We start from the raw sequence: 17,199 nt of genomic DNA on the forward strand, positions 1-17,199 counted from the left end.
CCCGCATGCCCACGAGGATCCTCCCGGCAGTCGGCGACGCGGACGCGGTCCGGTCGATCACCACCCTGCTCTCCCAGCTCCCGGACGCCGAACCGGTCGCCCCGGTGACCGACTCCACCCAGCTCATCGACACCCTGGCGCACCTGGCCGCGGAGTCCGTCGACGAACTGCCCGAGGTCGTGGTCGTCCACGAACGCATCGGCCCCGTCCCCGCCCTGGAGCTGATCCGCGAGGTCGCCCTGCGCTTCCCGGCGGTCGGCGTCATCCTCGTCACCTCCGACGCCTCTCCCGGCCTCTTCCAGGCCGCCATGGACTATGGCGCCCGCGGCCTGGTCGCGCTGCCCCTGTCGTACGAGGAACTCGCCGTCCGCGTCCAGGCCGTCGCCCAGTGGTCGGCGGGCGTACGACGCCATCTCGGCGGCGCTCTTGAGGTGTTCACCGGCGTCGGCGGCACCGTCGTCACCGTCAGCGGCGCCAAGGGGGGCGTCGGCACCACCCTGGTCGCCGTCCAGCTCGCCCTCGCCGCCCAGGCCTCCGGCCGGTCCACCGCCCTGCTCGACATGGACCTGCAGACCGGCGACCTCGCCTCCTACCTGGACGTCCAGTTCCGCCGCTCGGTCGCCGACCTCGCCACCATCACCGACATCTCCCCGCGTGTCCTCGCCGACGCCGTCTTCCGCCACGACAGCGGGCTCGCCCTGCTGCTCGCCCCGGGCGAGGGCGAACGCGGCGAGGAGGTCACCGACCGCGCCGCCCGCCAGATCGTCGGCGCCCTGCGCTCCCGCTACGAGGTCGTCGTCGTCGACTGCGGCGCCCAGCTCAGCGGGGCGGGCGCGGCCGTCGTGGAGATGGCCGACACGTCCTTGCTCGTCACGACGCCGGACGTGGTCGCCGTGCGCGGCGCCAAGCGCGCCGTGCGCATGTGGGACCGGCTCCAGATCCGCAAGGCGGAGGAGACCACCGTCGTCGTCAACCGGCACACCCGGGGCACCGAGATCCAGCCCCCGCTCATCCAGAAGATCACCGGCACCGCCCTCGCCGCCACCGCGATCCCGGCCGCCTACAAGGAACTCCAGGGCGCGGTGGACGCCGGGCGGCTGCACGAACTGGACGCCAAGAGCACGGTGAAGCAGGCGCTGTGGACGCTGGCGGGCGAACTGGGGCTGGTCAACGCGCCCGCGCCGGACCGGAGGGCGGGACGGGCCTCGTTCCGGAAGCGGAAGGAGGGCGGGGGGTGAGCCGGGGGGCGGGTGCGCTCCGGGGGGATCGGGGGCGGTTGGTGCGTGGGCTTCGGGGCGACCGGGGTGGGGAGGCGCGTGGGCTTCGGGGCGGCCGGGGTGGGGCGGTGCGTGGAGTTCGGGGCGGCCGGGGTGGGGCGGTGCGTGGAGTTCGGGGCGGCCGTGGTGGGGCGGTGCGTGGAGTTCGGGGCGGCCGTGGTGGGGCCGTGCGTGGGCTTCGGGGCGGCCGGGGTGGGGCGGTGCGTGGGCTTCGGGGCGGCCGGGGTGGAGCGGTGCGTGGAGTTCGGTGCGACCGGGGCCAGGTCACCATCGAGTTCCTCGGTATGACCCCGCTGATCCTGCTGACGCTGGTGCTGCTGTGGCAGTGCGCGCTGCTCGGGTACACCTTCACGCTGGCCGCCAACTCCGCCGACATGGCCGCCCGCGCGGGCACGGCCGCCGAGGACCGGCAGGGCGCCTGCCAGACGGCGGGCATGGAACACCTGCCGGGCGCGTGGACGGGCGGCGCGAAGATCACCTGCGGGGAGAGCGGGGGGCTGGTCACGGCCGACGTCCACCTCAAGGTGCCGGTGCTGTTCCCGGGCACGATCGCCTTCCCCTTCGAGGTCGACGGGCACGCGGGGGCGGTTGTGGAGGAGGGGGACTGATGGCCGCACTCCGAGGGGAGGACCGATTCCGGGGGCGGGCCGGCCGCCGCGACAGCGGTCAGGTCGCCATCGAGTACCTCGGCTTCATCCCCATCCTGATCCTCGTCGCCATGGCCGCCATCCAGATCGGCCTCATCGCCTACACCGCCCAGCAGGCCGGCACCGCCGCCCGCGCCGGGGCCCGCAGCGCCTCGCTGGACGGGCCGTACGCCGCCGACTGCCAGGGCGCGGTGAGCAGTTGGCTGGCCGACGGCACGAGCTGCACCAGCGCCGGGCTCGGCGACGAGGTGCGGGTCACCGCCACCGTCGACATCCCGTCCGTCGTCCCGGGCTGGGACTTCGGCGACGCCACCAAGTCCGCCACCATGCCGCTCGACCACTGAGGAGCACCAGGAGCCATGAGTCTGCGGTCGCGCATCAGCGCCCCCGAGGAGAACGGAAGCCGGGGCGAGGACGGCCACCTGGTCGCCTCCTACCGGGCCAAACTCCTGGAGGAGATCGACCTCGCGGAGATGAGTTCGCTCGCCGCGGCCGAACGCCGGGCCCGTCTGGAGCGCGTCCTCGGCCACATCATCAGCCGCGAGGGCCCGGTGCTGTCGACGGTGGAGCGCTCCCAGCTGATCCGCAGGGTCGTCGACGAGGCACTCGGCCTCGGCATCCTGGAACCCCTGCTGGAGGACGCCTCCATCACCGAGATCATGGTCAACGGCCCCGACGCGATCTTCGTCGAACGGGCGGGCCGCGTGGAGCAGTTGCCGCTCCGCTTCCCCTCCCACGACCAGCTGATGCAGACCATCGAACGGATCGTGTCCACGGTCAACCGCAGGGTGGACGAGTCGAACCCCATGGTCGACGCCCGGCTGCCCTCCGGAGAGCGCGTCAACGTGATCATCCCGCCGCTCTCCCTGACCGGCGCCACCCTGACCATCCGCCGCTTCCCGCGCTCCTTCACCCTGCACGAGATGGTCGGGCTCGGCTCCCTCGACGAGCCGATGGTGTACCTGCTGGCTGGACTGGTGCAGGCGAAGCTCAACATCATCGTCTCCGGAGCGACCGGCACCGGGAAGACGACCCTGCTCAACGCCCTGTCCGGGCTGATCCCGGAGGTGGAGCGGATCATCACCATCGAGGACTCCGCCGAACTCCAGCTCCAGCAGAACCACGTCATCCGCCTGGAGTCCCGCCCGCCGAACGTGGAGGGCCAGGGCCGGGTCACCATCCGCGACCTGGTCCGCAACTCCCTGCGGATGCGCCCCGACCGCATCGTCGTCGGAGAGGTCCGCGGCGGCGAGTCCCTGGACATGCTCCAGGCCATGTCCACCGGCCACGACGGCTCCCTCGCCACCGTGCACGCCAACAGCACCGAGGACGCCCTGATGCGGCTGAAGACGCTGGCCTCCATGTCCGACGTCGAGGTCCCCTTCGAGGCGCTGCACGACCAGATCAACAGCGCCATCGACGTCATCATCCAGCTCACCCGCTTCCCCGACGGCGCCCGCCGCATCACCGAGATCGCCGTCCTCGACAGCCACGGCGGGGAGCCGTACCGGCTGGCCACGGTCGCCCGCTTCAACGCCCAGCCGATGGCCGCCGACGGCCGGGTCTACGGCGCCTTCGAGTACTACCCGCTGCCACGCCGCACCGCGGAACGCCTCTACATGGCCAACCAGCCGGTACCGCAGGCGTTCGGGGTTGCGCAGTCACGGGAACAGCTCGCCATCCGGGCAGCCCGGTAACCGGCGGGGTGGGGAGCAACGGATGGAACCGGCGGGGTGGGGAGCATGGATGGAACCGGTGGGCTGGGGAGCACGGATGGAACCGGCGGGGTAGGGAGCAACTGATGGAATTCGAAACGCTGATCACGCTGACCACCGGCATTACTGTGCTGACCTGCGCGCTCGCCGTGGCAGGCCTGCACGCCTACGCCGCCGGCCGCGCCCAGCGCCAGGCCCTCGTGGAACGCCTCGCCGCCACCGGCCAGGGCACGCCCACCGGACGCAGGCGCCGCTTCGCCGGCCTGGACCGCCGCCTGCGCCGTACGAAGCTCGGCCGCAAACTGGAGCTGCGCCTGCTCGCGACGGGCCTGGATGTGACACCGGGCGAGTTCTTCATCTACATGCTCGCCACGGTCGCCGGCCTGTGGATGGTGGGCCAGGCGACACTGGCGCCCTTCTTCGGCCCCATCGCGGGCCTGCTCGGGATCTGGGCGGCGGTGCAGTTCCTGAACTGGCAGCGCCAGAAACGCATCGAGCGCTTCATCAACCAACTCCCCGAACTGGCCCGCATCCTGGCCAACGCCACCCAGGCGGGCCTCGCCCTGCGCACCGCGATCGGCATGGCGGCGGAGGAGCTGGAGGCCCCCGCGGGCGAGGAACTGGCCAAGGTGGCCAACCAGTTGGCGCTGGGCGCCTCCATGGACGACGCCCTGAACGAGCTGGCCGACCGCCTCCCGTCCCGCGAACTCGTCGTCCTGGTCACGACGCTGGTCCTCTCCAACCGCGCCGGCGGCCAGGTGGTCAGCGCCCTGCGCAACCTCACCGAGACCCTGGAGGAGCGCAAGGAGACCCGCCGTGAGATCCGCACCCAGCTCTCCCAGGTCAGCATGACCTCGTACGCCGTCCCCGCCCTCGGTATCGGCTCCCTGTTCCTGATGAACGGGGTCAAGGACGGCGCCCTGGACCGCATGACCGGCTCCCCGGTCGGCCAAGGGGCGGTGCTGGTGGCGTTCGTGCTGTACGCGATCGGCTTCGTGATGATCCGGCGCCTGTCCAGGATCGACGTGTAGGGGCGGGGGACGACGACGATGGCATGGATCCTCGCCCTGGTGATGGGCCTGAGCGTGTACGGCGCCTTCGCGGGCATCCGCATGTACCGCGCCGACGCGAAACTCCCCGGCGACCTGCAACTGGCCCTGGAGGTCGGCTCCACCCGCACGGGCGCCGTGGACTCCCTGATCGACCGCATGGGCATGCGGTACGCCCCGGCCGTACTGCGCCTGATGGGCCCGAAGCAGGTCGCCAAGTACCGCCGCAAGATCGACCTGGCGGGCAACCCCGGCGGCCTCACCATCGACCGGTACGCGGCCCGCCGCGCGGTCTACGGCTTCCTGGGCCTGGTCGGCGGCCTGGTCTTCCTCATGCGCGGCCAGTACCTGGTGACCCTGCTGCTGCTCGCCTTCGGCGCCTTCTGGACAGAGGTCGGCATCTGGTCGGCGATCCGCATTCGCAAGGACGTGATCGAACGGACCCTGCCCGACTTCCTCGACGTCCTCGCCGTGGTCGTCAGCGCGGGCCTCGGCTTCCGGCAGGCCCTGGACCGCGTGGCCTCCCGCTACGAGGGCCCCTGGGCCGACGAACTGCGCATCACCCTGCGCCAGATGGACCTCGGCATGAGCCGCCGTCAGGCCTTCGCGGAGCTGCGCCGCCGCAACGACTCCGAACAGGTCGCGATGTTCGTGACCGCCCTCCAACAGGGCGAGGAACTGGGCGCGCCCATCGTGGACACCCTGGTCGCCCTGGCCAAGGACATGCGCCGCACGGACGCCCAGAACGCCCGGAGGAAGGCCGCGCGGGCGGTCCCCAAGGCCACGATGATGATCACCACCTTCATGGTCCCGGCGACGATGATCCTGCTGGGCGCGGGCCTGCTCCTCGGCTCGGGCACGGACTTCGGCTCGATCACGGGGGAGTAGGGGATGGCGAGGAACCGACGGGTGAGAGATCGATGGGGGAGGAATCGATGGGGGAGGAATCGATGGGGGAGGAGGGGGCCGGTGACGACGGCGGCGGATGCGAACGAACCGCAGGGCGTACGCGCACAGACGCCCGACCCCACCCTCGCGCTCCAGATAAACGCCCTCCAGGCGACCACCCGCATGGTCTTCGCGTTCCGCCTGGCCATGCTCGCCCTCTCCGCCCCCGTGGCCCTCCTCAACGCCGCCCCCGGCCTCGGCACCCGCCTGGTGGGCGCGGCGACCGTGGCCACCTTCACGGTCAGCTACGTGCTGTTCCGGGACTGGGAGCGCTTCGGCCCGTTACTCCTGCGCCACCCCACTCTCCTGGCGCTGGACACGCTCTTCGGCGCCCTCCTGCTGATCTCGGCCGGCCCGGACACACCCCTCGCCTACGTCAGCGTCTGCACCCCTCTCCTGGCCGGCATCGCCTACGGCTACCGGGCCGCGGCCGTCTTCGCGAGCCTGCAGTCCCTGATCCTGCTCCTCGCCCACGCCATCACGGCGGGCCCGGAGACGACCCTCGCGGAGAAACTGCTGCTCCCCGGCTTCTGCGTGATCACCGGCGCGGCGGGCTCCGCCCTGCGCAACCTGATGCTCCGCTTCGGCGAGGCGACGCAGGCCCTGGCGACGACCCGGGCCCGCCTGGCGGCGACGGAGGCGGTGAGTGCCGAACGCGCGCGCCTGGCACGGGAGATGCACGACTCGGTGGCGAAGACCCTGCACGGGGTGGCACTGGCGGCGGACGCCCTGTCGGCGACGGCGGCACGCACACCGTCGAACTCCGCGCTGATCAAGGCCCAGGCGGAACTGGTGGCGAGGTCCACACGCAGGGCTGCGACGGAGTCGAGGCGCCTGCTGACGGACCTGCGCAGCGAGGAGCCCGCCGCGTGCGGTGACGTATTCGAGGAACTCCGCGCCCGAACACGGGCGTTCACGACGCGCACAGGAGTCCCGGCGACGTACACGCCGACAAGTCCCCCGGACGCGGCGCCACCCCTTTCGCCCTCGGTGACCCACCAACTCCTCTCCATCGCCGCCGAGGCCATGGAGAACGCCCACCGCCACGCGTCCCCCACGGCGGTGAACGTCCGCGCGGGAGTCCACGGCGACCTCCTGCGCCTCAGCGTCTACGACGACGGCACCGGTCTCCCCGAGGGCCTGACGCTGGAACAGCTGCGCGGCGAGGGCCACTTCGGCCTGCTCGGCATGGTCGAGAGAGCCGCGTCGGTGGGCGCCCGGATCCGGATGGGGCGCGGCGGCCACGAGAAGGGCACAGAAGTCCTGCTGGAACTGCCCCTGTCGGAAGGCTCCACTGACGGTGCGAAGGACATGACGGCATGACCGATCCGGACTTCCCCACGAGTGCGCAGGCGTCCGAACCCCTCCGGGTGGTGGTCGCCGACGACAACCCGGTGGTACGGGCGGGCCTGACGGCGCTGCTGACGGGCCGCGACGACATCACGGTGGTCGCCGAGGCAACCAACGGCCGCGAGGCGTACGAGGCGGCCCGCGACCACCGCCCCGACGTGGTCCTCCTGGACGTCCAGATGCCGGGCGTGGACGGCCTGGCGGCGCTGCCCCACCTGGTCACCCTGGCCCCGGTGATGATGCTGACGTACAGCAGGGAATCGGCCACTGTGGAGGAGGCACTGCGCCGGGGCGCCAACGGCTATCTGGTGCACGGGGAGTTCACGGCGGCGGAGCTGGTGGCGGCGGTGAAGGACCTCAAGGAGGGGAAACCGCACTTCACGGCCACGGCGGCGCAGACACTGCTGCGAAACCTGCGGGGCGGGGGAGCGGATTCGCAGCAGCATACGGAACAACCCCCTCCACGAGTACCTTCTGCTACCCCTCTTTCGCAAATGCAACCACCTGTGGCACAGTCTTCGGGCAGAGTGTCGGGCAGGAAGGGAACCGCGGGTTTCCAACTGAGCACGAGGGAGGCGGAGATCATGGACCTCATCGCGTCCGGCATGACGAACCATCAGATCGCCGCCGCGTGCTTCATCAGCGAGAAGACGGTCAAGAACCACATCAACCGGATCTTCGCCAAGCTCCACAGCACCACCCGCGCCCAGGCCACGGCCAAATGGCTGGGGGTGACCTGACATGCGCGCACTTTGGGCCCGCATTTGGGCCCCCGGACCCTCCCCTTCCCACCCCACCCCGCCCTACGGTGCGCCCACCCCAACAGCAACCGAAGGGAACCACGATGACCAACCGCCCCAACCTGAACGACAAGGGTCAGACCGCGGTGGAGTACCTGGGGATCATCGCGGTGGTTGTTGCGATCGTGTTGGCTATTACGGGGACGGATATCGGGCAGACGATCTACGACGCCATCGTGGACAAGATCGACGAGGTCACCGGCTGATCAGGAGCCGCAGGTACGGCGACGCAGGGCAGGCGTTCCCCATCTACATCACCGTGGTGGGGGGCCTGCTCTTTCTTGCGTTCGCGTATCTCGCGGTCGGCCAGGCCGCGGCGAACCGGAACGGCGCACAGACGGCCGCCGACGCGGCGGCGCTCGCGGCGGCACAGGACACTCGGGACCAACTCGCCGACGCGTGGGTGAAGGACGTACTCGACCCGACGAAATGGCAGGACATCTTCGAGGGTTTCGCGGACGGCCTCGCACCCTCGTGTTGGCGGGCCGAACAACTCGCGGGACAGAACGACGCCCACGTGGAAGCGTGCGATCAGACAGGTCCCTTGGAGTACGAGGTCTCGGTGCAGATGGACAAGCCGGTAGGTGACTCCATCGTCCCGGGAACGGAAGGCAAGTACGCGAAAGCGTCCGCCGTCGCCGTGATCGAGTCCCGCTGTACTTTCGAACTCCCCGGCGAGGACGCGGAAGACGAAGAACTACCGCAACTCACCTGTGAGGACCAGGTCTGGGACCTGGACCCGGAGGACATCACCGATCTCCCGGACCCCGAAGACCTCTTCGACGTCCACCTGGCCGACTGACAACCGAACGACAAGGGATGAAGGAAGCAGAGGCATGAGCATTCGGTTCACTGCGAAGGCCCGAAGGGGGATGGTCGCCCTGACCGTCGCGGCCGGTCTGGCCGTCGGTGTGGCCGGTTGCGGGGGTGGTGGCGGTGACGACAAGAAGCCCGAGGCGTCGACGTCTGCTTCCCGGAACGACGGCTCCAAGCCGAGTGCGCAGGAGGGGACTGACGAGCCGCTGGCGGAGATAAGGGGCGAGGACGGCCTTGTCCTCCGTATCGACTCCGCCCAAAGGGACTCCGGCGGCTTTGTGACGGTCACCGGTGAGTTGAAGAACGACGGCGACGAACCGGCCCGTGTCTCGGTCCGCACAGCGGGGGACGAGACCGAGATCCTCAGGCACGGTTCGTCGCTGGGAGGAGCGACCCTCGTCGACTCGGCCACCAAAAAGCGCTACTACGTACTCCGCGACACCGACGGCCGCCCCTTGACGACAACCGACATGCCCAGGATCAAGGCAGGTGCCTCGATCCCCGTGTTCATGCAGTTCCCCTCCCCACCGAAGAACACCACCGAAGTAACCTTCCAACTCCCCACCTTCGCCGCCGCCGCGATCCAGATCTCCGGCTGAGGCACCCGCCATGACGACGACGAAGAACCTCACCACAGCCATGGCGGCAGCCACGGTCATGCTCTGCACCACGCTGTACGGCGCCACAGCCGCCCATGCCGACGAAGACCCCAGCGTCCCCCCAGGTACGGAGGCCACAGCGACGGCCCCCGTGGAAGTGGACCCCAACGACCCGGACCTGAAGCTCCCCGAGGGCGCGACGCTCGCGGAGCCCAAGGTGCTGGACATCAAACAGGTCGTAGAGGACCAGAGCGGCGACGAACGCCGGGAAGACACCAACGCGGATGTGAAGTTCGCGCTGCAGGCAGAGGTGCTGTTCCCGAAGGACAGCGCGAAACTGAACGGCGAGGCGAAGGCAAGAATCGCCGCGATCGCGGACGAGATCAAAGCCCAAAAGGCCACCAGGATCAGGGTCTTCGGCTTCACCGACAACCTGGGCTCCTCGGCCCACGGCGACGTGCTGTCCAAGCAGCGCGCCAACGCCGTGGAGGACATCCTCAAGTCCGAACTGAACGACCCGAACATCACCTACGAGGTACGCGGCTACGGCGAGCAGTACCCCATCGCCTCCAACGCGACGGAGGCCAGCCGCAAGAAGAACCGACGGGTGGAGGTCAGCTTCCCGCGCTCGGAGAACTGAGAGAGAACCGAGAACCGCCGCCGCTCACACCCCGCGTGAGGAGGCGAGCAGCACATGCCCCGCCGCCGTCAGGGTGTGCAGCGCGTGCTTCCCGTCCCGCAGCAGCGCCGCGAGCCCGGCGTTGCGCAGCACGGTCACGTGCTCACTCGCGCTGGCCGGCGAGATCCGGGCACGTTCGGCGAGCTGGGTGGTCGTGCTGCCCGGATGGTCGGCGATGACGCTCAGTACGAGCGCGCGGGTACGCCCGAGCAGCGCGGCCAGTGACTGCGGCGGCTCGGCCAGCGCGGTCGCCGTGACGGCGGCCGGTGCCGCGCCGAGCGGCTGGTCGGAGCGGACGGGGAAGGTGATCCACGGCTGCTCCGCGTCGTGCTCCAGGAGCGGGTAGTGCGAGCCGAACAGGCTCGGGATGAGCAGCAGTCCGCGACCACCGAGGTGGACGTCGCCGCTGAACCCGGAGGCCATGGTGACGTGCAGGACGGGCGGCTGCCAGATCATCCGGCGCGGGTTCAGTTCGCGCAGCAGCCGGTCGACCCCGTGCTCACCGAGGTGCTTCAGCCGTAGGACCCGGTCCGCCGCGGCGAGCCGGTCGATCTGCGGCCAGTACGGGGCGACGATCCGCTCGTAGGCCTCCTCGACCAGGTCGGCCACTTGCCGGGCGAACAACGGACTCTCGCTCGCCCGACGCGTCTGTGGCGACAGCCGCGTGGCCCGCTGCCGCGCCCACTCCTCCATGTCCCTGCGCACGGTCGCGGCCGGAGTGGAACGCAGCCGCTCCACGAGGTCGGCCGGACTCCCCTCGTCGGTCAGGCCGCTGTCGACGAACCCCACCCCGGCCCCGGTGGACGGGATCAGCTCGAACAGGGGACTGAGCCGCGGAGGAAGCCGTTCGCCCATGCGCTGCCGCCAGGCATCGAAGTGCACAGGATGCCGCCTCTCCTGCAACTGCCGGATCGCGATCTCCAGCTCAAGCAGCGAACGCGGTCCAGAGGCGAGGCGGGTACGGGCCAAGTCGTCCGCCGTGAAGTGAAAGCGCAGTGCCACGTCCCCGAGTCTGGTCGGCGCGATCGTTTCGGAGGAGCCCGAAACGAGTCGACCTGACCACGGCGACAGCCGAGTCTGGACACCACGCGGGGCTGGACGGGGGTCGGCCCCGCGTCGTGCACCCCGCACCGGGACCGGCACGCCCCAGGCGATGTCAGTCCCTGCAAGTACCCTTCCCAGCACCACGCACCGACTGGGGAGGACCCGGAGAATTGACTGGCCTGACCGCTTTCCCACTGCCGTTCCAGACCGGGCATGCCATGCGCTACATGCCGCCGCGGACACTGCGCGAGCTGGAGATGATGCAGTGCAGCTCTCAAATCCGGGCCAAGTCACGGTGGTTCGAGAAAATGAACGACGCCGGCATCGTGGCCAAGTGGACCCAGGAGGCGCTTGCCCAGGGCCTCACCGAGGCGCAGATCCGCTACGTGCTGGACGAACTCGCGTACTACGCCACCCTGCGCGACGAGCGGACCGGTATCGAGGTGTCGGCGGTCGACGGCGTGTGGCAGTCGGACAGCCTGGTCGAGGAGGACCTCAGGGTCCGCCTGCGCGAGGCGGTCCGGGTCCTGGAGGACGTACGGGAGGAGGAGCAGGACTGGCACCCGGGCTCGGACGGCCAGGTCCTGGACCTGGTCCACCCTTCCCTCTTCTGCCTGGTACGAGAGGCGAGCAACGGCCCCGACCGGGCCTGGCAGAACCCCACGAACCACTACTCGCGCCACGAGTTCTCGGAGAAGTTCCAGTGGCTGCCCACGGACGTGCGGGTCGATGAGAACGGCGAGGCGGAGTTCCTCTCCTACGTGAACAACGTCCACCCGGACAAGCACCACGAACTGGCCGCCGTACTACCCGAGTTGTTCACCAGAATGCTCCCCCTCTACGAGAGGGTGCTCACCGACCTGCGCAACCCGCGCCCCGTGCGGATCGACGTCAACCCCTACACCTGGTACGACTCGCAGCCGGAACGCCCGGTCAGAACGTCCTTCGAGGACGTGAAGGACTTCGAGGAGGCCATGAACGCCTGGGGCATGGCGATGGACGAGTGGTACGAGAACCGCTCCCCGAACATCCCCGACGCCCCGGCCTTCACCCCGCCCGAGCCTCCGACCGACGCCACCCGGGTCGACCTGCGCGGCCGCGACCTCCAGGTCATCGTCAAGCTCGCCACCATTCACCTCACCCCGGAGAAGCCCGAGTACCCCGGCGGCTCCTGGCACGTGGAGGGAATGCTGAACGAACGCATAGTCTCGACCGCCCTCTACTACTGGGACAACGAGAACATCACCGACAGCCGCCTGAGCTTCCGCACGGCACTCGACGACCCGGAGTACGAGCAGAGCGACGACAACGGCGTACGCGAGGCCTACGGCCTGGAGGACGAGGACGCCCTGAACCAGCTGCTGGGCTCGACGTCGACCCCGCAGGGCCGCTGCCTGGCGTTCCCGAACATCCTCCAGCACCAGGTCAGCCCGTTCCGCCTGACCGACCCGACCCGCCCCGGGCACCGCAAGATCCTGGCGTTCTTCCTGGTGGACCCGTCGAGGAAGATCGTGTCGACGTCGGACGTACCCCCGCAGCAGCCGTGGTCCCCGACCTCCACCATGACCCTCGACCAGGCCAAGACGTACCGAGAGCAACTCATGCAGGAACGCAAGTACTTCGTGGACGCGCACAACGAGGAGCTGTACGAACGCGAGTTCTCGCTCTGCGAGCACTGACCAGGCCCGCCCACGAGCCGCGAAGGCTCACTTGAGGGCCTGAAGGAAGGCGTTCCAGGCGGAGGATCCGACGGTGACGTACGGCGATTCCGGAGTCTTGGAGTCCCGAAGGTGGACAGTGGAGGAGGCAACAGCGACCTCCAGACACTGTCCACCTTCGCCGCTGCTGTAGCTCGACTTGAACCAGTGCAACGTCTCTATGCTCATCGCTCACCCAGCATCTTCTCGATCAGCTCAAGGGATTCGTCCGGCCGGAGGGCCTGACCCCGGATAATCCCATAGCGAGCGGCCAGAACACGCACCTCTTCTCGGTCAACGACGAGACGCGGATAGCCCTGAGTCTCCATGTAGGCAACCTGCTCCTGCCCCTTGGGAATCAACAACGTAAACCCGTTGTCGAGACACGGATGCCGGCTCAGCTCGGTAGGCATCACTTGAAGCTGAACGTTCCGCATGCGCCCGATGCGAAGTAACTGCCGTAGCTGCCCCGCGTGCACCGAGGGCCCGCCGATCGGTCGCTCAAGCTCCGACTGCTCGATGATGAAACTGCACTCCGGGGGCGGCCACTTCTCGAAGAACTGTTGCCGCGACAGCCGGTCGGCGACACGCCGCTCGATGGTCTCTTCGTCGAGGGGAGGATGGCGCTGCGTGAAGACGGCGCGAGAGTAGTCCTCGGTCTGAAGCAACCCGAGCACACCCATCGTGCTGTAGTCATGGAGCGAGACGGCCTCCGCCTCCAACGCCGCGTAGTTCCGGTACCACTCCGGATGCCGGGTACGCGCCTTGGCCATGGCCTCCTTGACCTCGGGGATGACTTCCTTCAACAGATTCCCGGCGTCGAGGATGTCGTCGGCCCTCTCCAACAGGTCGGGCTGCGGAGTCCGCACGCCCCGCTCAATGGCGGAGATGGCATCGGGCCCATAGGCGACGAGCGCCCCGAACTCCTTCTGCGTCAGCCCTTTCCGCTCACGCAGCACCCGGAGCATCTTGCCGACGGCGGTGAACAACCCCGTCGTGCCGTTCGCCTCGGCCGGTGTTTCCGCACCCCGTTTGACCACGCCAGCACCTTCCCGCAAAGAAGTCGAAGAGCCGTACGGAAGTCAGACTAGAAACGCATACAGAACAGGTCGCCAGAAGCTCAGAAATCCCCCCATTAAGCTGAACAAAACGCAAACACACCCCCCGCCGAGCCGGAGGCGCTACACGCCCTCCACGTCCCCCTCAACCTCCACGACCACCTGACTCCCGACCCGAAGCCCCCACCCCGCCATGGCCCCGGCCTCGGCCTCCAGCACATGCCGGGCCCGAAGCCGCGGCAGCCCGATGCGCCCCGGCTTCATGGTGCGCACGGCGACGACCCGCATCCGCCGGTCGAGGTAGGCGACATCGATGGGGATACGCATCCCGACGGTGTGCACGCTGTTGGCGGGAGACAGCAGCAGAGCCCCCTCCACCGATTCCCGCCCGAGCAGCCCGCGCGTACGGGCGCGATAGGACGAGGCAATCTCCAGGGGCACCCGCACACCCCCCACCGTCCCCAGCACGACCAACTTCCCTGCACCGTCCCGCCATTGCCGCCTCATGCACCCAATCTCCCCGGCAGGACCCTCACTACGCCCCCCGCACCCCTCCTTTGCGTATTCATAAATGGAATGACCGGCTCACCCCCGCCCACGAACAATTGGCCGAGTTATGCAACCGTTACGGCCACTGGCGACGTCTCATCGGTTGATTTGGCCTCATACGCACCGCCAGTCACCGACCCCCGCCCTGGTGCCCCGTCACCCCGCTGGATAGTTTTGCTTCGCTCAAGAGAAGCCTCGCCTCACCGGGAGCCGACCGTGAACCGCCGCCCCACCCTCCTCGCAGCGCTCACGCTGACCGCCGCAGCGGCCCTGACGCTGTCCGCGTGCGGGAGCGACGACAGCCCCGAGAAGAAGGACAACGACAAGATCGCCGGAGCCGACACCGGGAACAAGACCTCGGCGTCCCCGACCCAGAGCGACCCCGCCACCACGGACCGCCCGAAGATCGAGCTGCCGTCGGACATCTCCTACACCTTCGACTGGCCCAAGACGGGCGACAAGGAGAAGGACGCGGTCCTGGCCGACAGCGAGCAGTCGATCAAGGCACTCGACCTGGCCATCGTCAACCAGGACCCGCTGGACGAGCCGTACCGCTTCTACCACGAGGGCGAAGCCGCTGCCGAGGCCGAGAAGTTCATCCAGAACTACGTGGACAACAAGGCCGGCCTCACCGGCGCCTACCGCTTCTACGCCCCCGTGGTGGCTGTCGCCAAGGACGGATCGGCTTCCCTCAGCTACTGCGAGGACCAGGGGAAGGCGTACGTCAAGGATCTGAAGACCGGCAAGGCCAAGAAGACCGAGGTCACTGCCAAGAGCTACGTGATCTACCACACGTCGCTCAAGAAGAACGACAAGGGTGTCTGGGTAGTCCAGAAGGTCGTCTCCGAGAGGGGGAGTGCCAAGTGCCGGCCCTGACCCGGATATTGAAGAAGCTTCCATGCGCCGCAGCGCTCGGTGTGTGCCTGATGATTTCTGCCCTCCCCAACCCGGCGCACGCCGACGACATCACCGGAGACGGCGGCTCCTTCGGTGAGGGCGGCACCGGCGCCAACGTCAATGGCGACAAGCTCTCGGTATCCGCCGGCGGCGTGGTCTTCGACCACTCCAAGAACGGCACCGGCGCCAAGGCCGGCACCCTGACCTCGACCACGTCGTGGACGCCACCGCCGTGCTGGCACGCCCCGAAGTACACCCCTGAGGGCCTCCAGAAGTACCTGGAGCCGATCTGGGAGGCGGGCTCGACGGGCCACACATGGGACGCCGAGCAGCGCGAGAAGTACAACGCCAACGACGAGAAGAAGGCCTTCAACAAGGACAAGTCCGGCGAGGGCTACTGGTGGGGCGCCTACGTCAACGACAAGACGTTCCCCCCGGGTTGGGACTCCTGCTACGAGGACGAGTACTTCTGGGTCGACACGGGCGACGCCCCACCGGCGAACATCGCGAACGCCATAACCCCCGAGATCCTGGCCCAACTGGCCTACGCGGAGATCCGCGTCCCCGGCACGAAGGTGACTCTGGCCCCGGAGAACGCGACGAAGGTGAACCTTCCGACGTGGGCGTGGCTGGACGCGGCGGACTTCAAGCCGGTGTCGGTGACAGCGTCGGTACCGGTCCTGGGCCTGGAGGCGACGGCGACAGCGGAACCGGTGTCCCTCCAGATCGAGCCGGGCACGAAGGACGCGGTGACGTACCCCGCGTCGGGTGTCTGCGAGATCAACAACGGCCGCATCGGAGAGCCGTACGCGAAGGGCAAGGCGGACCGGACACCCCCATGCGGAGTGAAGTACCTCCGCTCCTCCGGTGACGGCACATTCCCCCTCCAGGCGACGGTCACTTGGGAGATCACCTGGACGGGATCCGGCGGAGCCGGCGGCGACCTGCCCGACGGCACCTTCGGCGCCACGCAGGACGTGGTGGTCCAGGAAATCCAGGCCATCAACAGGTGAGTGGAGGGGCGCCGCCACCGCAAGGAGCGGCGCCCCGGTTACGTTTGCTTCGATCAAGAGAAGCCTCGCCTCACCGGGAGCCGACCGTGAACCGCCGCCCCACCCTCCTCACCGCGCTCGCGCTGACCGCCGCAGCGGCCCTGACGCTGTCCGCGTGCGGGAGCGGGGACGACGCAAAGACCACCGGAGCTGACGAGGCGAACGGCAAGTCCCCGTCGCCCAGCGCGACTGGCACACCGGCCTCCACACAGCGCCCGAAGATCACCTTCCCGGCGGACGCCAAGAACGTCTTCGAGGACCAGAAGACGGGCGACAGGACGAAGGACGCCGTGCTGGCCGACAGCGCCCTGGCGGTGAACGCCGTGGACGAGGCGATCTTCGAGGGCACCACGGACACGAAGGCGCTGGGCTTCTACAACACGGGCAAGGCACTGGAGTCGTCGGTCACCTTCGTGCGGCAGTACATCGACGGCGGCGACACCTGGACCGGGGTGACCCGGTACTACGACTACAAGGTGACCCTGTCCGGCGCCGACAAGGCCTACGTCACGTACTGCGCGGACGAGAGCAAGTCGTACATCAAGAACAGGAAGACGGGAAAGGTCGAGAAGTCACCCGCGACTGCGGACTCCTACGTCCAGTACGACACCAGCCTCGCCAAGAACGACCGGGGCGTCTGGCAGACGACCAGCATTACATCGAACGGAGGAGCGGAGCCGTGCCAGCCGTAGGGGCTATCGGTGCCGCGCCCAGTACGACCAGGTCACCGCGGTCATCAGCCCCGGAATGGCGAACAGCGGCGAGAAGGTAACCCACCAAACGCCCTGCGCGACACCACTCTCCATATAGGTCTGACTCTCAACGGTGAACGCCACAACGAGCTGCCAAACCGCCAAGAACACCAGCAACCCGGAGACCCCCCATGCCACCAGCCCAAGTACCTTGGGCTGCACAGGCACCCTCCACCGCTTCCTAATGCTGTTGTCAAGCTGCCGCAGTCACCGGCGGTGTCACTTCGTAGCACCGCCGGTCACGAATCAGAGCCCAGATGACGTTGACGC

The 17,199-nt window shown here is 68.8% G+C and carries 22 protein-coding genes; 17 read left to right on the plus strand and 5 right to left on the minus strand.

Features of this window, described 5'->3' with window-relative positions; translation table 11 throughout:
- The first annotated feature begins 5 nt into the window (after window positions 1-5).
- The 13 genes from ACZ7L7_RS10960 to ACZ7L7_RS11020 all read left to right on the plus strand — a co-directional run bounded on the left by ACZ7L7_RS10960 (window position 6) and on the right by ACZ7L7_RS11020 (window position 9,841).
- Window positions 6-1,238 carry a CpaE/TadZ family protein gene (locus tag ACZ7L7_RS10960; protein ID WP_453607942.1) on the plus strand — a complete coding sequence of 411 codons (1,233 nt, stop codon included), beginning with the start codon at window positions 6-8 and terminating at the stop codon, window positions 1,236-1,238.
- A gap of 78 nt (window positions 1,239-1,316) precedes the next feature.
- The gene (locus ACZ7L7_RS10965) at window positions 1,317-1,565 is read left to right on the plus strand and encodes a hypothetical protein (RefSeq protein ID WP_472075617.1); all 249 of its coding nucleotides are present in this window, start codon (window positions 1,317-1,319) and stop codon (window positions 1,563-1,565) included.
- On the plus strand, window positions 1,478-1,885 hold the full coding sequence (locus ACZ7L7_RS10970) for a TadE/TadG family type IV pilus assembly protein (RefSeq protein WP_453607945.1): 408 nt from the start codon (window positions 1,478-1,480) through the stop codon (window positions 1,883-1,885). The genes ACZ7L7_RS10965 and ACZ7L7_RS10970 overlap by 88 nt, the downstream gene beginning before the upstream one ends.
- Window positions 1,885-2,268, plus strand: coding sequence for a TadE/TadG family type IV pilus assembly protein (locus tag ACZ7L7_RS10975; protein WP_285510373.1), 384 nt, complete (start codon window positions 1,885-1,887; stop codon window positions 2,266-2,268). Before ACZ7L7_RS10970 ends, ACZ7L7_RS10975 begins: the two co-directional genes overlap by 1 nt.
- 15 nt (window positions 2,269-2,283) lie before the next feature.
- A complete protein-coding gene (locus ACZ7L7_RS10980) occupies window positions 2,284-3,621 on the plus strand; it encodes a CpaF family protein (protein WP_285510372.1) in 1,338 nt (445 codons plus the stop codon).
- A gap of 104 nt (window positions 3,622-3,725) precedes the next feature.
- Window positions 3,726-4,670 (plus strand): type II secretion system F family protein, encoded by a 945-nt coding sequence (locus ACZ7L7_RS10985; protein WP_453607949.1) that lies wholly within the window; start codon window positions 3,726-3,728, stop codon window positions 4,668-4,670.
- Window positions 4,671-4,688: 18 nt separating this feature from the next.
- Window positions 4,689-5,576, plus strand: a complete 888-nt coding sequence (locus ACZ7L7_RS10990; protein WP_261719324.1) for a type II secretion system F family protein — start codon at window positions 4,689-4,691, stop codon at window positions 5,574-5,576.
- A gap of 183 nt (window positions 5,577-5,759) precedes the next feature.
- Window positions 5,760-6,959 (plus strand): sensor histidine kinase, encoded by a 1,200-nt coding sequence (locus ACZ7L7_RS10995; protein ID WP_472075613.1) that lies wholly within the window; start codon window positions 5,760-5,762, stop codon window positions 6,957-6,959.
- Window positions 6,956-7,726, plus strand: coding sequence for a response regulator (locus ACZ7L7_RS11000; RefSeq protein WP_472075593.1), 771 nt, complete (start codon window positions 6,956-6,958; stop codon window positions 7,724-7,726). Before ACZ7L7_RS10995 ends, ACZ7L7_RS11000 begins: the two co-directional genes overlap by 4 nt.
- Before the next feature lie 104 nt (window positions 7,727-7,830).
- The gene (locus ACZ7L7_RS11005) at window positions 7,831-7,992 is read left to right on the plus strand and encodes a hypothetical protein (protein ID WP_176711842.1); all 162 of its coding nucleotides are present in this window, start codon (window positions 7,831-7,833) and stop codon (window positions 7,990-7,992) included.
- Entirely contained in the window at window positions 7,992-8,588 is a 597-nt protein-coding gene (locus tag ACZ7L7_RS11010) for a pilus assembly protein TadG-related protein (protein WP_285510725.1), read from the plus strand. Before ACZ7L7_RS11005 ends, ACZ7L7_RS11010 begins: the two co-directional genes overlap by 1 nt.
- A 34-nt stretch (window positions 8,589-8,622) precedes the next feature.
- On the plus strand, window positions 8,623-9,201 hold the full coding sequence (locus tag ACZ7L7_RS11015; protein WP_285510368.1) for a hypothetical protein: 579 nt from the start codon (window positions 8,623-8,625) through the stop codon (window positions 9,199-9,201).
- Between the two features lie 10 nt (window positions 9,202-9,211).
- On the plus strand, window positions 9,212-9,841 hold the full coding sequence (locus ACZ7L7_RS11020) for an OmpA family protein (protein WP_285510367.1): 630 nt from the start codon (window positions 9,212-9,214) through the stop codon (window positions 9,839-9,841).
- Between the two features lie 24 nt (window positions 9,842-9,865).
- On the opposite strand, the gene ACZ7L7_RS11025 is transcribed toward ACZ7L7_RS11020, so the two are convergent.
- Window positions 9,866-10,882 (minus strand): winged helix-turn-helix domain-containing protein, encoded by a 1,017-nt coding sequence (locus tag ACZ7L7_RS11025; RefSeq protein ID WP_261719330.1) that lies wholly within the window; start codon window positions 10,880-10,882, stop codon window positions 9,866-9,868.
- A gap of 212 nt (window positions 10,883-11,094) precedes the next feature.
- Between ACZ7L7_RS11025 and ACZ7L7_RS11030 the strand changes: the two genes are divergently transcribed.
- Entirely contained in the window at window positions 11,095-12,603 is a 1,509-nt protein-coding gene (locus ACZ7L7_RS11030; RefSeq protein WP_472075596.1) for a DUF4246 domain-containing protein, read from the plus strand.
- Window positions 12,604-12,630: 27 nt separating this feature from the next.
- On the opposite strand, the gene ACZ7L7_RS11035 is transcribed toward ACZ7L7_RS11030, so the two are convergent.
- The 3 genes from ACZ7L7_RS11035 to ACZ7L7_RS11045 all read right to left on the minus strand — a co-directional run bounded on the left by ACZ7L7_RS11035 (window position 12,631) and on the right by ACZ7L7_RS11045 (window position 14,186).
- Window positions 12,631-12,810: a DUF397 domain-containing protein gene (locus ACZ7L7_RS11035; RefSeq protein WP_285510365.1), complete on the minus strand. Its 180-nt coding sequence runs from the start codon at window positions 12,808-12,810 to the stop codon at window positions 12,631-12,633.
- Entirely contained in the window at window positions 12,807-13,589 is a 783-nt protein-coding gene (locus tag ACZ7L7_RS11040; protein ID WP_472075615.1) for a helix-turn-helix domain-containing protein, read from the minus strand. The genes ACZ7L7_RS11035 and ACZ7L7_RS11040 overlap by 4 nt, the downstream gene beginning before the upstream one ends.
- Before the next feature lie 213 nt (window positions 13,590-13,802).
- The gene (locus ACZ7L7_RS11045) at window positions 13,803-14,186 is read right to left on the minus strand and encodes a DUF192 domain-containing protein (RefSeq protein ID WP_285510363.1); all 384 of its coding nucleotides are present in this window, start codon (window positions 14,184-14,186) and stop codon (window positions 13,803-13,805) included.
- Window positions 14,187-14,444: 258 nt separating this feature from the next.
- Between ACZ7L7_RS11045 and ACZ7L7_RS11050 the strand changes: the two genes are divergently transcribed.
- The 3 genes from ACZ7L7_RS11050 to ACZ7L7_RS11060 all read left to right on the plus strand — a co-directional run bounded on the left by ACZ7L7_RS11050 (window position 14,445) and on the right by ACZ7L7_RS11060 (window position 16,869).
- A complete protein-coding gene (locus ACZ7L7_RS11050; protein WP_453607963.1) occupies window positions 14,445-15,104 on the plus strand; it encodes a hypothetical protein in 660 nt (219 codons plus the stop codon).
- On the plus strand, window positions 15,092-16,138 hold the full coding sequence (locus ACZ7L7_RS11055; protein WP_472075598.1) for a hypothetical protein: 1,047 nt from the start codon (window positions 15,092-15,094) through the stop codon (window positions 16,136-16,138). Before ACZ7L7_RS11050 ends, ACZ7L7_RS11055 begins: the two co-directional genes overlap by 13 nt.
- Before the next feature lie 86 nt (window positions 16,139-16,224).
- A complete protein-coding gene (locus tag ACZ7L7_RS11060) occupies window positions 16,225-16,869 on the plus strand; it encodes a hypothetical protein (RefSeq protein ID WP_472075599.1) in 645 nt (214 codons plus the stop codon).
- A gap of 3 nt (window positions 16,870-16,872) precedes the next feature.
- On the opposite strand, the gene ACZ7L7_RS11065 is transcribed toward ACZ7L7_RS11060, so the two are convergent.
- Window positions 16,873-17,091 (minus strand): hypothetical protein, encoded by a 219-nt coding sequence (locus ACZ7L7_RS11065; RefSeq protein WP_453607969.1) that lies wholly within the window; start codon window positions 17,089-17,091, stop codon window positions 16,873-16,875.
- Window positions 17,092-17,199 lie beyond the last annotated feature (108 nt).

Source organism: Streptomyces sp. NPDC110618, from assembly GCF_055657065.1.